The organism is Arthrobacter sp. C152 (genome assembly GCF_054890965.1).
Genome location: NZ_JBTZSU010000013.1, coordinates 92446 through 106670, shown reverse-complemented (window position 1 = coordinate 106670; position 14225 = coordinate 92446). Strand labels below are relative to the sequence as shown.

12 protein-coding genes are annotated in these 14225 nt (G+C 66.7%); 2 read left to right on the top strand and 10 right to left on the bottom strand.

The features are described 5' to 3' along the window. Positions 1–471: 471 nt before the first annotated feature. Positions 472–1188 carry a PASTA domain-containing protein gene (locus tag ACYSM9_RS11580; RefSeq protein WP_461857105.1) on the bottom strand — a complete coding sequence of 239 codons (717 nt, stop codon included), beginning with the start codon at positions 1186–1188 and terminating at the stop codon, positions 472–474. Positions 1189–1235: 47 nt separating this feature from the next. Then, entirely contained in the window at positions 1236–2606 is a 1371-nt protein-coding gene (locus tag ACYSM9_RS11575) for a GmrSD restriction endonuclease domain-containing protein (RefSeq protein ID WP_461857104.1), read from the bottom strand. 280 nt (positions 2607–2886) lie between these two features. Between ACYSM9_RS11575 and ACYSM9_RS11570 the strand changes: the two genes are divergently transcribed. Continuing rightward, on the top strand, positions 2887–3279 hold the full coding sequence (locus ACYSM9_RS11570) for a VOC family protein (RefSeq protein ID WP_461857103.1): 393 nt from the start codon (positions 2887–2889) through the stop codon (positions 3277–3279). Between the two features lie 27 nt (positions 3280–3306). Here the strand turns inward: ACYSM9_RS11570 and ACYSM9_RS11565 are convergent, their stop codons facing one another. Genes ACYSM9_RS11565 through ACYSM9_RS11550 form a run of 4 tightly spaced genes read right to left on the bottom strand, consistent with a single transcriptional unit; the run spans position 3307 to position 7261 of the window. Continuing rightward, a complete protein-coding gene (locus tag ACYSM9_RS11565) occupies positions 3307–4332 on the bottom strand; it encodes a LacI family DNA-binding transcriptional regulator (protein ID WP_461857102.1) in 1026 nt (341 codons plus the stop codon). A gap of 35 nt (positions 4333–4367) precedes the next feature. Continuing rightward, positions 4368–5099 (bottom strand): cupin domain-containing protein, encoded by a 732-nt coding sequence (locus ACYSM9_RS11560; RefSeq protein ID WP_461857101.1) that lies wholly within the window; start codon positions 5097–5099, stop codon positions 4368–4370. 2 nt (positions 5100–5101) lie between these two features. After that, positions 5102–6076, bottom strand: coding sequence for a DUF6807 domain-containing protein (locus ACYSM9_RS11555; protein ID WP_461857100.1), 975 nt, complete (start codon positions 6074–6076; stop codon positions 5102–5104). Between the two features lie 24 nt (positions 6077–6100). After that, on the bottom strand, positions 6101–7261 hold the full coding sequence (locus ACYSM9_RS11550) for a Gfo/Idh/MocA family protein (RefSeq protein WP_461857099.1): 1161 nt from the start codon (positions 7259–7261) through the stop codon (positions 6101–6103). A 221-nt stretch (positions 7262–7482) separates the two neighbouring features. On the opposite strand from ACYSM9_RS11550, the gene ACYSM9_RS11545 reads away from it, so the two are divergent. Next, positions 7483–9933 (top strand): glycoside hydrolase family 3 N-terminal domain-containing protein, encoded by a 2451-nt coding sequence (locus ACYSM9_RS11545; RefSeq protein WP_461857098.1) that lies wholly within the window; start codon positions 7483–7485, stop codon positions 9931–9933. Here the strand turns inward: ACYSM9_RS11545 and ACYSM9_RS11540 are convergent. From ACYSM9_RS11540 to ACYSM9_RS11525, 4 genes are read right to left on the bottom strand one after another with little or no spacing between them, the layout of a single operon-like run. After that, entirely contained in the window at positions 9920–10609 is a 690-nt protein-coding gene (locus tag ACYSM9_RS11540; RefSeq protein ID WP_461857097.1) for a DUF624 domain-containing protein, read from the bottom strand. The genes ACYSM9_RS11545 and ACYSM9_RS11540 overlap by 14 nt on opposite strands. Positions 10610–10658: 49 nt before the next feature. Further along, positions 10659–12293 carry an ABC transporter substrate-binding protein gene (locus tag ACYSM9_RS11535; RefSeq protein ID WP_461857096.1) on the bottom strand — a complete coding sequence of 545 codons (1635 nt, stop codon included), beginning with the start codon at positions 12291–12293 and terminating at the stop codon, positions 10659–10661. A 6-nt stretch (positions 12294–12299) separates the two neighbouring features. Continuing rightward, positions 12300–13229, bottom strand: a complete 930-nt coding sequence (locus ACYSM9_RS11530; protein WP_461857095.1) for a carbohydrate ABC transporter permease — start codon at positions 13227–13229, stop codon at positions 12300–12302. 11 nt (positions 13230–13240) lie between these two features. Continuing rightward, complete coding sequence (locus ACYSM9_RS11525) at positions 13241–14221, bottom strand: ABC transporter permease (RefSeq protein WP_461857094.1); 981 nt, start codon at positions 14219–14221, stop codon at positions 13241–13243. Positions 14222–14225 lie beyond the last annotated feature (4 nt).

Here is a 14225-nt window from a genome sequence, read left to right as displayed (position 1 = left end):
CATAATCGGTATCAACAAACATGGCACACTATTGAGTTCTCAAACAACAGACACACCCGGCACCACCCAAACCAACGTTCAGTATCGCTCCGGAGCAACTTTCCAAACTTACCCAATCCCCCACCGCTTCGCAAATCCGCTTACCAGCGGAACGAGCTTCCAGGAACCAGCCCCCACCCGCCAAACAGCACGCTCAAAAGCGAACCATTTTCCAGGCCCTTATCAGGGGGTTTCGCCGCTATTTTTCCGCTTCAGCGGCGGCGACTCAGAAAACAATACACGCCGCACGACCCCACCGCAAATCCACCCTCCAACGCCTCCGTTTCCCCGGAATCCCGCGGCGCAACGGGCCGCCAGGGCAGCGCGGCGGCCATCCGGCGTCGTCGGCAATTTCTGTGTGCTGCAGCACAAGAAGCGCGATGCCGTGGACCCCCGGGAAGGAGGTGCCCACGGCATCTACTCAGGAGTCTCTTACTGGCGCCAGCGGGAACGTGTATCTGTAGCGGACGGCTTGCAGATGTAGGTAGTCCCCTTGGCACTGATGCCCATTGCTCCCGTTGGAGAGCAGAACGCGCCGGGGGTCACTCCATCCACTGCTGCCGGGGCCGGCGCAGGGGCCGCGGGAACGGCGGCAGCAGGAGCGGGGGCCGGAGCCTGGGCGGCTGCCTTGGCAGCCGCATCCCGCGCGGCCTGGTCCGCAGCAGCTTTTGCAGCAGCTGCCTGTTCGGCAGCGGCCTTTTCAGCAGCAGCCTTCGCCGCAGCGGCCTGCTCGGCTGCGACCTTATCTGCTGCAGCCTTTTCAGCAGCAGCCTTCTCCGCAGCGATATCGTCAATGCTCTTGACACCAAGATGCACCGTAGAGCCCTTGGCCGCCTGAGCCCCATTTGCGGGGTCCTGTGAGATCACCTGCCAGTTCTTCTTGACCACGACCGACTTGCCATGGGCAGTGTCCACGGCCTCGACCTTGAGCCCGAGCTGTTCCAGCTGGTCCGTTGCCTTGTCCAAGGTCAGGCCAACCACACCCGGAACTGTCACGTTCTCCGTTGTCTGCGAAACAGCGGTTGCCGTGGCTGTTGGTTGCGTCGCCGCCTGCTTGCCACCGCACCCCGTCAGCAGAAGCCCGCTCAAAACGGCCAGCGCCAGCGTCTTCTGCAGCCTGCCGACGGCAGGTTTGGAACTTTCTTTCATGTTTCCCCCTAGGAATGGTTGTGATGGTGATGAAAACGTGGGCGCCGCTACTCGCAGGCGATTCCGTCAGAGTCACGGTCAAGCGCGGAGCGGTAGCCTGCCTGGCCGGCGTACAGCGGCGCAGCTCCGGCCGCCCGGGCCGCCGCGCAGTTCGCGTAGTAGGTAGCGGCAGGAGCCGGAGGCGCCGGAGCAGGTGCCGGAGCAACAGGTGCAGGCGCCGGCGCCACGGGTGCCGGCGCAGCCGGAGCAGCAGGTTCAGGGGCCGGCGCAACCGGAGCAGCAGCAGGTGCGGGAGCCGGTTCAACAACAGGTGCCGGCTGGTTCGTCGGCGCGAACTGCCCGGAGCAATCGCCGAGGATGCGGGCCATGGCATCGTGTTCGGCCTGGGTGACCCACAGCGTGTAGGTCGCCTTGACCGAAATCTGCCGGGCCACGTACTCGCACCGGAAGCCCTTGGCCGGGGGCAGCCAGGTGGCTGCGTCGCCGTCGCCCTTCTGCTGGTTGGTGGGCCCGTCGGTGGCCTGCAAATTCAGCGGGTCGTTGGCGAACGCCGTCCGCTGCGCCACCGTCAACTGCTGCGCACCCTTCTGCCAGGCATCGCTCAGGGCCACCACGTGGTCGATCTGCACGGCAAGGCTGGTAGTGGAACCGCGGACAAAGCTGATGCTCTTGCCTGTGTAGGGATCCGCCAACGTACCCGACTGAACCTTGCAGGGCACGCTGTTGGTGTACGTGATGCCGGTCAGGTCCCGCTTGAGGATGTCGTTGCGGGTGTCGCAGCCGTTGCGGTCAACGTCCGCCCACGCCTGGCCGAACAGCGCCCGGTCATATCCCGTCTTCGGCGCCCGGCCCTTGATGGGAAGGGTGGCCAGCAGGTCCAGCGCCTTCGTGGCGTACGCGGGCTGCGTGTTGGGCGCGGCGGCGGTCACGCCCGCGGCGAGGACGTAGGGATTGTCCGGGTCCAGCGGCTCCCCGGTGTCCTGCGGCGTGGGGGTCGGCGTCGGAGTGGACGACGGCGACGCCGTGGTTGAGGCCGTTGCACTTGCCTTCGCGGCGGCCGCCTTGGCAGCGCTCTCCGACGACGCCGCTTCAAGGTCCGCGCTGGAAACGTGCGGCAGGGCGATGCCCCCGCAGACGAAGAGGGCAAGGGACGTGGCGAGCGCGACGGCGCCGGCCTTGCGTCGCGCGGGAAGCCACGCCCAGGAGCGCCGTCCCGTTGCAAGAACGTACAAACCGGTGAGTCCGGCCGTGATGGCCAGGAAAATGAGCGCGAGGCCGATGCCCCTGCTCACTGCGCCCAGCACCATGAAGACGGCGGTGATTCCACCGACGACAAAGGTGGAGGCGCGGGGCCTGCGCTGCGACTTCGGCCGGTGCGCAGGCGGAACAGACCCGGGAAGGGTGCGGTAGTCGGACATTGTTTCCCCATTGATGCGGACCACAAATAGGGCCCTGCATTTGCCGGGCCTGCTGCTAAGCCCGACAAACTTGTCGATGGGAGCCTATGCGCTGGTCAGGGCCGTTTCGTCCCGCTCCGTCATTCCTCGGCGAACATTCAGCCAGTCTTGATGTGACCTTGAGGAAACCGCTACGCATGTTGCGTTCGGCGCTTAACAAATCGGTGCTGCACCGGGTTCCTCCAACCGCAAAGGAAGCAACGCATTCCCAGCCGATCGGGCCACAGATAGAGTGACCCGCATGCAGATGCGCCTCGAGGTTGTCCAGGTCCCCGTATCCGACGTCGACAGGTCAAAGGCGTTCTATGCCGGGAAACTCGGCTTCGTCCTGGACCACGACGTGGAGCACATCCCCGGCATGCGGGTGGTCCAGCTGACGCCCCCGGGCTCGGCAGCCTCAATCGTCATCGGCACGGGGATGACCGCCATGGCACCTGGCAGCCTGGAGGGACTGCAGCTGGTCGTCCCCGACATCAACCAGGTCCGCAGCGAACTCCTGGCGCGGGGAGCAGACATCAGCGAGGTCCAGGACCTCGGCGGCGTGCTGTTCGCCTTCTTCAGCGACCCCGACGGCAACCGGTGGGTCATGCAGGAGCAAACCCCGCCAGCCGTCCGCGAGGCCCACACCCCCTAGGCAGTCCCAGGCAACGGGCGGGACGGGCTACTTCGTGGCAGGTGGCGCCGTCGAGCCCCGAACCACCAGTTCGGTGCCCAGTTCAATCCGCTGCGGCAGTTCCTCGTCGCCGTCGAGGTGGCGGAGCAGCGCCCGCATGGCCGTTTCCGCCATCTGCACCACGGGCTGCCGGATGGTGGTCAGGCCCGGCTCAACCCACTCGGCGGCCGGAATGTCATCGAAGCCGATGATGGACAGGTCTTCCGGGATCCGCAGCCCGGCGGCACGCGCAGCCCGGTAGGCACCCAGCGCCTGGTCGTCATTGCCGGTGAAGATGGCCGTCGGCCGGTTTGGCAGCTCGAGCAGCTTGCGGGTGGCGGATTCGCCGGCCTCGATCGAAAAATCGCCGGGCACCATAAGGGCGGGGTCCACGGCGATGCCTGCCCGGCGGAGCGCCGAGATGTAGCCGTCCTCACGGGCGCTGCTGCACTGCAGGTCCTCGCGGCCGCCGATCATCGCGATCCGCTTGTGCCCCAGCTGGAGCAGGTGGTCTGTGGCCGAGTATCCGCCCTCCCAGTTGGCCGCGCCCACGGTCATCAGGTCCGGGCCGGGCTGGCCCACGGGATCGATCAGCACCACGGGGATTCCCAGCGACTTGACCCGCTGGATCTGCTTGGCGTCCAGCTGGTAGACCGCCATCAGGAGGCCGTCGGATTTCCGCTCGGCAAGGTTGGCCAGCCACGGCCGGATCCGAGAGCCGTCAAGGCTCAGGCTGCTCACCACGGTGCCGTATCCGGCGTCCTGCGCCACGCGCTCCACGCCTTCGATGATTTCCAGTGCCCACTCCGAGCCAAGGCCCGGGAACACCAGGTCCACCAGGCCGGCCTTCTGCCGGCGCTTGGCGGGACGGCGTGCGTAGTCGCGCCGGGCGATGATCTCCTCCACCCGGGCCCGGGTTTCCGCCGCCACATGGGCATGGCCGTTCAAAACCTTCGACACGGTGGGGACCGACACGCCGGCCTCGCGGGCGATCTCGCTGATCGTCGCGCGCCTGGTGTCCTGCTTGCTCACCACGGAAGCCACCTCTTCCCCGGGCTCCCCGCCCGGCGCTAGTTATCGGAAAGTTCCCACGTCTGGATCCGGCCGCACATGCCGTAAATCCTGCGCTTTTCCCGTTTTCCCATGGTAGTTCTGGCACCGGCGAGATAGAAACTTTCCGCCGTGTCCAAAGCGGCCAGCTGCCGCCGGGTGGTGGCGGCCTGCTGCGCCGCTCCCCCGGCCAGCAATTCCGCCCACCGCCCGGTCCGGTCGCTGACCAGTCGGGCCGCCGCCGAGTGGAAGCCTGCCAGCGCTCCCGGGCCCGCTTCCCGGACGGCCTCCTTGAGCGCAAAATAGCCTTCCAACGCCAAATCACGACGGCGGCGAGCGGCGTCCTCCCCGGCGGCCAGTCCGGCGTCGGCATCCTTGTGCTCCAGCGCGGCGGCCCGGCGGTACGTTTCGGCGTCGGCAAGGTACTGCGGCGGGAAGGTCATCACGGCGTCGCCGTGCTCGGGCAGCCCCGCGTTCTGCATGACCACCAGGACCCTCAGGTCCCCGGAATCGTTGATGGCACGGTGCACTGTTCCGGGCGTGAACCAGAGGACCCCGCCCGGAACGAGCGGGGTGGAGGTGAAGCCACGTGAGTCCAGGGTTTCGAGCCGCCCGGAGCCTGCCAGGACCACATAGGCCTCGGTGGAGGCGGTGTGCACGTGCGGGGAGCCGCCGGCAGCGCCATCGGCTCCCGGCCAGTCGTAGATGCTGATCTCTGACAGGCCGGTTGCACCGGGAAAGGTGGAGCCCACGCCTACGCCCAGCCGGCCAGCGCTGCCTTTGCGGCATCCGCCAACCGCTGGGCACGTCCGGCGTCCACGCCGCCGTCGGCAATGACAACGGCGTAGCGGTACACCAGCGGCGAGCCTTCCCGCAGCGGTACCTCCGCGCTGAAGAACGGGGCCGAGCCCAGGCAAGCGAACATGGACGACCTGGCGAACCACTGGTTGGGGGCACCCGGGTTGAAGGCGTCTTCGACGAACGCGACCGTGGAGGACCGGCAGGTGACGTCATGCTGGCCGGTAAAGGCAATCCACGGCGACCGCGTGCCCATGAACTCATCGGTCCCGGTGCCGTCCTGGTTCCGGAAGGTGCCGCCGGTGAATGACCGGGGCCCGCGCCAGAACAGGCCCCCGTAGCCGGCGTTGTGCCGGCCCTCCGTGGTGGGGCTGCCGATGCTGATTTCCCCGCCGGAGATGTTGCTCATCCGGGTTTCGAAGAGGATGGCGTACGCACCGTCGGGTGCGTCGCCGGTTCCTTCCTCCAGCAGTTGGATGCGGAATCGGCGGCTCTCGGCGATCACGGGCGCCCCGTCCTGGGAGGTCCAGGTGAGGGACTCGGAGGCCGTGATTCCCCCATCGGACTGGTCGATCCCCGTAAACGACGCGTGGGTCATGGCGCCGTTGTTGTCCAGGTTGGCGTATTCGGTGGCGCGCGTGTAGGTGGCGCCGCCCCAGAAGTTGTGCCGCCCTACATTCGGCAGTGCCCAGGAAAGGCCCTTGTGCCAGACGTGGTCCCACGGGCGTGAGATGGTGACTTCGTCCCCGCCGAGGGTGGTGAGGGGGTGGAAGTACGGCCGCGGGCTCTCGTACTGGGCATCCCGCGGTTTGTAGGTGTAGGTGGCAATGGGCCGGCCGTTAACGGTGAACGTGAGGGCTGTTCCGTCGTCGCCAAAACTGAGTTTGGCTGTGCTTGCTGCCGGAACGACGGCGGCGGCTGGGGTGGTCATGGGGTCTCCTTTGCGGGGTGGGTACTAAACGGCGGATTCGACGGCGGCGCTGTTCAGGCCGTTGCCGTCCAGGGCGGTGGCATCCAGGGCGGTGGCATCCAGGACCTTGGAGCCCAGGCCGTCCCCGTCCATGCCGCCGTAGAAAGGGTGCCCGGGGACGATCGCGCCGCGCCGCACTGCCTGGCCGGTGAACGCCGACGCGTAAATCGCGGCAGCCAGTTCCAGTGTTTGCCGCGCGGAGTCCGCCCCGGCAGGAAGGGGACGCCCGGCGTCGAGCGCGTCATACATCGCCACGAACTGGGCCCAGTGGCCGCTGCCGCGCTCCAGCGGCCGGCCGGTCCAGGCCCCGGCCACCCGGTCCTCGTGGCCAGGCGCAGCGGTGACGGTCCAGTTGTCCGTGCTGTAACCGTAGAGGTGGCTCAGTTCCACGGTGGCGAACTCGCAGTCGATCCGGATGTCCGACGTTTCCCTGGGCGAAAGCAGCGAGTTGACGATCGTGGCCACGGTCCCGTTGCCGAACCGGACCAGCGCGGCAGACAGGTCCTCTGTGGACGTGGCCCTGGCCTGGCGGCCGGCAATCGCCGTGACCTCCTCCCACGGACCCAGCAGGTGCAGGAGCAGATCGAACTGGTGGATGCCGTGTCCCATGGTGGGTCCGCCGCCCTCGGCATTCCAGGTGCCCCGCCACGGCAGGTCCCAGTAGCTGTCCGGCCGGTACCAGAGTGTGTCGCACCTGGCCACCAGGGGACGGCCGAACTCAGGGCCGCCGATCAGCTGCCGCGCCACGGCAGAAGCGTCGCCGAAGCGGTGCTGGAACACGCAGGAGAACTGGGCACCGCCCGCGGCCTGAGCCTTCTCCAGCCGGTCAAAGTCAGCCAGGCTCAGCGCCGGCGGCTTCTCCGAGAGCACGTGGGCCCCTGCCTCGAGGCATTCGATGGCCTGGTCGATGTGCAGCATGGGCGGGGTACACAGATGGACGATGTCCGGCGACTCCTTCGCCAGCAGATCCGCGAGGTCCACGTACCTGCCCGGGATGCGATGCAGGTCCGCGAACGTGTCCAGCCGGCCCTGGTCCACATCGCAGGCAGCCACGAGTTCGGCGCGTCCGCCTGTCCGGGCCAGGTTGTCCGCGTGGACGGCCGCGATGCCGCCGGTCCCCACGATGGCCACTTTGTACGTCCGCATGTTCTCTCCGTCTTTGCAGTGATGGCTGGTCTAAGCGGACCCAAGGCGCACCTGCAGAGAAACTTTCAGAGAATTTCTGACGATTAATCAGTGCACGTTCCGAGGCCCGAACTCAACCGTAGGAACACGAAGCTGACTCAGTCAAGGAAAACAGCTCTAGAAACTAAACAAAATTTTCTGATACTTTCTAAGAAACAACTTTCCAGCGCAAGGAGACGCCCGTGACCAGCGGTGCCGCGGAAACGCATGCTCCACCCGTCCAGCCATCCGGCGGCCACCCGCGCGCCGCCGCCGGGTCCTCCGCCGTCGAGCATTCCTCGGTCGAAGACCTCGTACGCGCGATGACGCTCGAAGAGAAACTGGCTCAGCTGGTGGGCGTATGGGTGAACGCATCCACCGACGGCGACTCGGTGGCCCCGCTGCAGAACGAGATGGCCGGCGACGCCCGGTCATGGGAGGACGTGATCTCCTCCGGCCTTGGCCAGATCACCCGGATGTACGGCACCGTGCCGTTGGAGCCGTTGGAAGGCGCGCGCCGGCTGGCCGCGGCGCAGGAACAGATCATGGCTGCCTCACGCTTCCGGATCCCGGCGCAGGTGCACGAGGAATGCCTCGCCGGGCTGGCAGCCTGGAAAGCCACCGCCTTCCCGGTACCCCTGGCGTGGGGCGCCACGTTCAACCCGGTCCTGGTGCGCCGGATGGCCGGGCTGATCGGGGACCAGATGCGGTCGCTCGGCGTCCACCAGGGCCTGGCACCCGTGCTGGACGTGGTGCGCGACCTGCGCTGGGGCCGGGTGGAGGAAACCATCGGCGAAGACCCGTACCTGGTGGGCACGCTGGCGAGCGCCTATGTTTCGGGGCTCGAAGGGTCCGGGATCGTCGCCACGCTCAAGCACTTCGTGGGCTATTCCGCCTCCCGCGCCGGGCGCAACCACGCGCCGGTTTCCATGGGGCCCCGCGAGCTCGCGGACGTAATGCTCCCGCCGTTCGAGCTGGCCATCAAGCATGGCGGGGCCCGCTCCGTGATGCACGCCTACACGGACACGGACGGTGTCCCGGCGGCCGCGAACCGGGCCCTCCTGACCGGGCTGTTGCGCGGCGAATGGGGCTTCGCCGGGACGGTGGTGGCCGACTACTTCGGCATCGCCTTCCTGAACGCCACGCACGGCGTCGCCGCCGATTCCCGCGAAGCCGCCGCCCTTGCACTGGCGGCCGGGGTGGACGTGGAGCTGCCCACCGTCAACTGCTACGGCATCCCGCTGCTGGAGCGTGTGCGCTCCGGCGCCGTCCCCGAGGCACTGGTGGACACCGCGCTGCGCCGGGTTCTGCGGCAGAAGGAGGAAGCGGGACTGCTCGCCCACGACTTCAGACCCGCTCCGCCGGCTCTTGCCGCCGGACCGATCGACCTGGACCCGGCGCCGAACCGGGCACTGGCCCGGCAGATCGCGGCCCAGTCGCTGGTGCTGCTCACCAACAGGACGCACGACGGCGGGCCTTGCCTGCCGCTGTCCGGCGCGGCGTTGGCGGCGCCCGGTCCTGCCGGCAACGCGCTGGGCGTCGTGGGGCCGCTGGCCCAGGACCCGTTCGCGATGCTGGGCTGCTACTCCTTCGACGCCCACGTGGGGGCCTCCCATCCGGACGTGCCCATGGGCATCCGGGTTCCCACCGTGGCCGGCGCGGCCGCCGCACGCTTCGGTTCCGTCCGCACCGCAGCCACGGGAACCTGCGAGGCCATCAGCGACGAGCAGATCCTGGACGCCTGCCGGATCGCCTCCGACGTGGACACCTGCGTGATCGTGGTGGGCGACAACGCCGGACTCTTCGGCCGCGGCACCTCCGGCGAAGGCAACGATGCCGCGGACCTGCGGCTCCCCGGTGACCAGCACCGCATGCTGGACCGGGTGCTGTCCGCAGCCGCCGCAGCCGGGACGCGCGCCGTCGTCGTGGTCCTCAGCGGACGGCCCTACGCCCTCGGTGACTTTGCGGACCGGTCCGGCGCCATCGTCCAGGGATTCTTCCCGGGCGAGGAGGGTGCGGAGGCGTTGTGGGACGTCCTGACGGGGGAAACCAATCCGTCCGGCAAGCTGCCCGTCTCAATCCCCCGCACCTCCGGCGGCCAGCCGGGCACGTACCTGCACAGCCGCCTCGCCGGGCCGTCCGGCGTCAGCGCGCTGGATCCGTCCCCGCTGTTCGGCTTCGGGCACGGCTTGTCCTATACGTCGTTCGGGTTTTCCTGCCACGCGGCAAGCGGGCCCACCATGACGACATCGGGCGCCGTCACCCTGGAGTGCACGGTCACCAACACCGGGTCCGCCGGCGGTGCCGAGGTGGTGCAGCTGTACCTGGAGGATCCGGTGGGCGAGGTGGTCCGGCCCCTGCGGGAACTGATTGGCTACGCGCGGGTGGAGCTCGACCCCGGCGCCTCGGCCCGGGTCCAGTTCACGGTGCACGCCGACCGCACCTCCTTCACCGGCGTGGACCTGAAGCGGGTGGTCACCCCGGGACTGGTGAAACTGCATCTGGCCACCGCCAGCACCGCCGACGTGCACACGCACGAGGTGATCCTCCACGGCGAGCGCCGGGTGGTGGGCTTCGAACGGGAGATGCTGACCCCGGTGACGGTGACGCACCTGCAGGCTGGCGGGCCGCCGCTGCACCCTAAGCGGCGGTGAACTTCTCCTCCACCAGGCGCAGCAGCGGCCGAGAGTTCAGGCAGGCCAGGAAGACCACGGCGCCGGCAATAACCGGCAGCAGGAACGCGGTGGTGGCCAGCAGCAGCGTTGCGGTGACGAACAGGATTCCGGCATTTCCGAGGGCCACCCGCTTCTGCGCACCGAAGCTGTACAGCGACAGGCGGAGCAGGTCCCGGGTCCGGAACGAGAACCGGGAAAGCAGCAGCAGGGCATGCAGGGCCGCGGTGGAGACCAGCAGCGCCAGCACCAGCAAGGCCAGCCGGAGGGCGGGCTCAACGGGGCTCCCCGGCCCGACGGCGGCGGGCAGCGCGCTGAGGTTGGCCGCGGTCATGGCCAGGACGAGCAGGCAGGGAAGCCAGAGGCGGACAGCCTGGCCAAAGTCCATCCGGTAACCGCGGATAAAGTCCTGGAACACGCCGGTCCCGTGCCCGGCCAGGAGCCGGTTGAACGCGTAGCTGCAGGCAACCAGGGATGGCCCCAGTGGAACCAGGGCCGCCAGCACCGGCCAGCTCCCCGCCGACGGGGCCAGCATCAGCGCCGGCACCAGCAGAACGTTCGCCAGGACCAGCAGGGCCGAGCCCATCATGACCCCCGCAACCGTGCCGGCCACCCTGAACAGGGGGCCGGCACCGTACTCCGCCTTCTTCTGGCTCATCAACAGCCTTTCGGTCACCGCGGCAGGCGCGCCGCCGCCGTCGTCCGCCCTACTTCTTGTCTGCGTAGGCCTTGTAGGCCTTGTTGGCCAGGTCCACGTATTTGCCCATTCCCTTGCTGTCCAGCTCCTTGACGTAGGCGTCGAACTCGGAGAGGGGGCGCTGGCCGGTGATGAACTTCAGGGTGTTCTGCTTGACGTGGTCCTTCAGCGGGGTGAGCACCAGCGTGGCCTGCTCGCGGTCCGTGTCGCTGAACGGCACCGGCGGGGACACCGGCCGCGGCTTCTTGCTCTTCATGGCCTTCTGGAACGCCAGTTCCTCCTCGTTGAAGGTGGACTGCAGGAGGTCCGTGGTGCCGCCGTAGGCGAAATTGCCCCCGGAGAAGCCATAATCCACGCGCAGGTCCTTGGTGCCCGCCGGGTTCAGGCCCTGGAAGTTGATGTCCTTGGCCAGGACGCGCTTGCCGCCTTCCTTGGTGTAGGTGGTGCCCTCGACGCCCCACTTGGCGAACTCCTGGCCGGCGTCGCTGTAGAACAGCCAGTCGATGTATTGCATGAGGGCCACGAAGCTGTCCTTGTCCTTGACGGAGGAGTTCAGCATGATGCCGTTTTCCAGGCGTGAGCCGCCGATGATGTCGCCGGCGGGGCCTCCGGGGACGGTGATCTTGCGGACCGCGAAGTTGCCCTTGCCCAGGGACTGCTCCATGGAGGTGCGGTACGTGATGATGTTCTGCGAGTTGGCGCTGATCACGAACGACTTGCCGGACGTGAACTTCTGGATGGCGGAGTCGTCCGTCTGCGTGAAGCTTTCCGGGTCCATGAGCCCCTCGGACACCAGCGAGTTGAAGTACGTCACCAGGTCCTTGAACTGGCTGGCTCCGGCGCCGAACGTGAATTCCTTCTTGCCTTCGTCGAAGCTCAGGCCGTCCACCAGCCCCCAGCCGGCTACGGTGCCGAAAGCAGTGCCTGCAATGTTCAGGACACTGTTGCCGTTGAACCGGTCGGAGAAAGGCACGACGTCGGGGTGGGACTTTTTGAGTTTGCGCAGCACTTCGCGGAACTCGTCCCAGGTCCTGGGCTCGGCGATGCCTTCCTTTTCCAGGATGTCGGTGCGGAAAGCCAGCGTGTAGTCAGGCCAGAGTTCCTCATGCAGCCCGGGCAGGACGTAGTACTTGCCGTCCTCCTGGGTAAGCCCTGCGATTTCCGGCTCGAGCTTCCACTTCTTGATCTTGTCCTGGTAGTGCGGCATCAGGTCCACGTAGTCGCTGACGGGCAGGACGGCGCCGGAGGACACGTAGGCGCTTTCCTGGCCGGGGTAGGTCTTGGCGATGATTTCCGGGGCGCTCCCGGAGCTGATCAGCAGGCTGCGTTTCTGCTCGTAGTCGCTGCTGGGGACGATGGTGGGCTGCAGCGTGACGTTGTTGTCGCTGGCCATCCTGGTGAACAGCAGCCAGTCCTTCTTGTAGGGGTAGGTGGGCTGGTCGCTGAAGAGGAACGTGAAGCTCAGCGGCGCCGTCGCCTTGAACGTGTCCCCCACCTTGAAGCTGTCCATCGCTCCGGTGCGTGCCTTGGAGGTGTCCACCTTGCTGCCGGAATCGGAGTCGCACCCGGCCATCACCAGGCCGAAGGCTGCCAGCGCGGACAGGCCGAGGAAGTCTCGTCTGCGGATCATGGGTATTCCTTTCATAACGGGTTATTCCTTGACGGAGCCGAGCATGACGCCCGAAAAGAAGTACTTCTGGACGAAGGGGTAGACGCACAGGATGGGGATGACGGTGAGGACGATGGTGACCGACTGGATGTTCGCGGCGATTTGGCCCACGTTCTCCGCGGTGCCGCCTGCCGAGCCGGCGGTGGTGACGCCGGCGATCATGTTCCGGAGGTAGATGGTGACCGGGAAGAGGTCCGGGTTGTCCAGGTAGAGGAATGCCTGGAACCAGGAGTTCCAGTTGGCCACGGCGTAGAACAGCACCATGGTGGCCACGATGGCCTTGCTCAGGGGCAGGACCACCTTGAACAGGACGCCGTACTGGGTGAGTCCGTCAATGGCTGCCGCTTCTTCCAGTTCCCGGGGCATGTTCTCGAAGAAGGACTTCATGATCAGCAGGTTGAAGACGCTGATGGCGTTGGGCAGCACCACGGCCCAGAGCGTGTCCCGCATACCCAGTGACGTGATGAGCACGTAGTTGGGGATCAGGCCGCCGTTGAAGAACATGGTGAACACGGCGATGCCGATGAAGACGCTGCGCCCCTTCAGGTCCTTCTTGGCGATGGCGTACGCGAAGCTGGTGGTCAGGACCATGGAAATGGCGGTGGCCACCACCGTGTACAGCACCGTGTTGCCGTAGTTCCGCCAGAAGGACGAGTCCGCCAGGATCAGCTGGTAGGTCTCGGTGTTGAAGCCCTTGGGAAAGAGGTTGACCTGGCCGGCATTGATGAATCCTTCGCTGGAGAAGCTCTGGGCGATGATGTTCAGGAACGGGTAGAGGGTCAGGAACACCACCACCAGCAGGAACGCCAGGTTCACCACCCTGAACACCCGCATGCCGGGCGAAACTTTCATGTCCTTGAGCAGGACGCCGGTGCCTTTCGCCGCGGCCCTTGCCGGTGCCGTGCCTTCCATGCTTGCCCCTTTCACCACAGGCTCGTTCCGGCGAGCCGCTTGGAAAGGGCGTTCGCGGAGAGGATCAGCGTCAGGCCGATCACGGATTCAAACATGCCGATCGCGGCGGCGTAGCTGAAGTTGCTCGACTCCAGCCCCACCCGGTACAGGTAGGTGGAGATGACGTCCGAGGTCTCGTAGTTCAGCGGGTTGTAGATCAGCAGGATCTTCTCGAAGCCCACGGCCATAAAGGTGCCGATGTTCAGGATCAGCAGGGTGATGATGGTGGGCCGGATGGCGGGCAGCGTCACGTGCCAGGTCTGCTGCCAGCGGTTGGCGCCGTCGATCCGGGCCGCCTCGTACAGCGACTCGTCCACCCGGGTCAGGGCCGCCAGGTAGAGGATGGCGCCCCAGCCCATGGTCTGCCAGACCTCGGAGCTGATGTACATGGGCCGGAACCAGGCGGCGTCCTGGGTGAAGTTCACGGTGCTGCCGAACACCGTTGTGGCGATCTGGTTCACGGTGCCGGTCATGGAGAAGTTCTGCAGGATCATGCCGGCGATGATCACAACGGACATGAAGTGCGGCAGGTACGCCACGGTCTGGACGAACTTCTTGAACTTCTGCGAGCGCAGTTCGTTGAGCATCAGCGCGAAGATGATGGGCATGGGGAAGCAGAACAGCAGGGTGAGGACACCCAGGACGATCGTGTTCTGGAAGGCCTGCCAGAAGCTTGGATCGTTGATGAACAGGGTGACGTATTTCAGGCCCACCCACTTCTCGCCGAAGATGCTGCCCCCGGGCTGGAACTGCCGGAACGCGATCACGTTGCCGGCCATGGGCAGGTACCGGAACACCACGAAATACGCCAGTGGCAGCAGTACAAGGGTGTAGAGCCGCCAATCGCGTTTGATGGCAAGCTTCCAGCCGCCGGGTTTGTTCCTTGGCTTGCCGGTCCCCTTGGTGGGCTCCGTTGTGGCTGCCTGGGGAGGCACTTCCAATCGCATGGCCATGACT

Bases quoted from the DNA above. Each gene is read 5' to 3' on its own strand.
- ACYSM9_RS11580 (WP_461857105.1), bottom strand. From the start codon at position 1,188: ATGAAAGAAAGTTCCAAACCTGCCGTCGGCAGGCTGCAGAAGACGCTG.
- ACYSM9_RS11550 (WP_461857099.1), bottom strand. From the start codon at position 7,261: ATGCGGACGTACAAAGTGGCCATCGTGGGGACCGGCGGCATCGCGGCC.
- ACYSM9_RS11535 (WP_461857096.1), bottom strand. From the start codon at position 12,293: ATGAAAGGAATACCCATGATCCGCAGACGAGACTTCCTCGGCCTGTCC.
- ACYSM9_RS11540 (WP_461857097.1), bottom strand. From the start codon at position 10,609: ATGAGCCAGAAGAAGGCGGAGTACGGTGCCGGCCCCCTGTTCAGGGTG.
- ACYSM9_RS11570 (WP_461857103.1), top strand. From the start codon at position 2,887: ATGCAGATGCGCCTCGAGGTTGTCCAGGTCCCCGTATCCGACGTCGAC.
- ACYSM9_RS11575 (WP_461857104.1), bottom strand. From the start codon at position 2,606: ATGTCCGACTACCGCACCCTTCCCGGGTCTGTTCCGCCTGCGCACCGG.
- ACYSM9_RS11530 (WP_461857095.1), bottom strand. From the start codon at position 13,229: ATGGAAGGCACGGCACCGGCAAGGGCCGCGGCGAAAGGCACCGGCGTC.
- ACYSM9_RS11525 (WP_461857094.1), bottom strand. From the start codon at position 14,221: ATGGCCATGCGATTGGAAGTGCCTCCCCAGGCAGCCACAACGGAGCCC.
- ACYSM9_RS11555 (WP_461857100.1), bottom strand. From the start codon at position 6,076: ATGACCACCCCAGCCGCCGCCGTCGTTCCGGCAGCAAGCACAGCCAAA.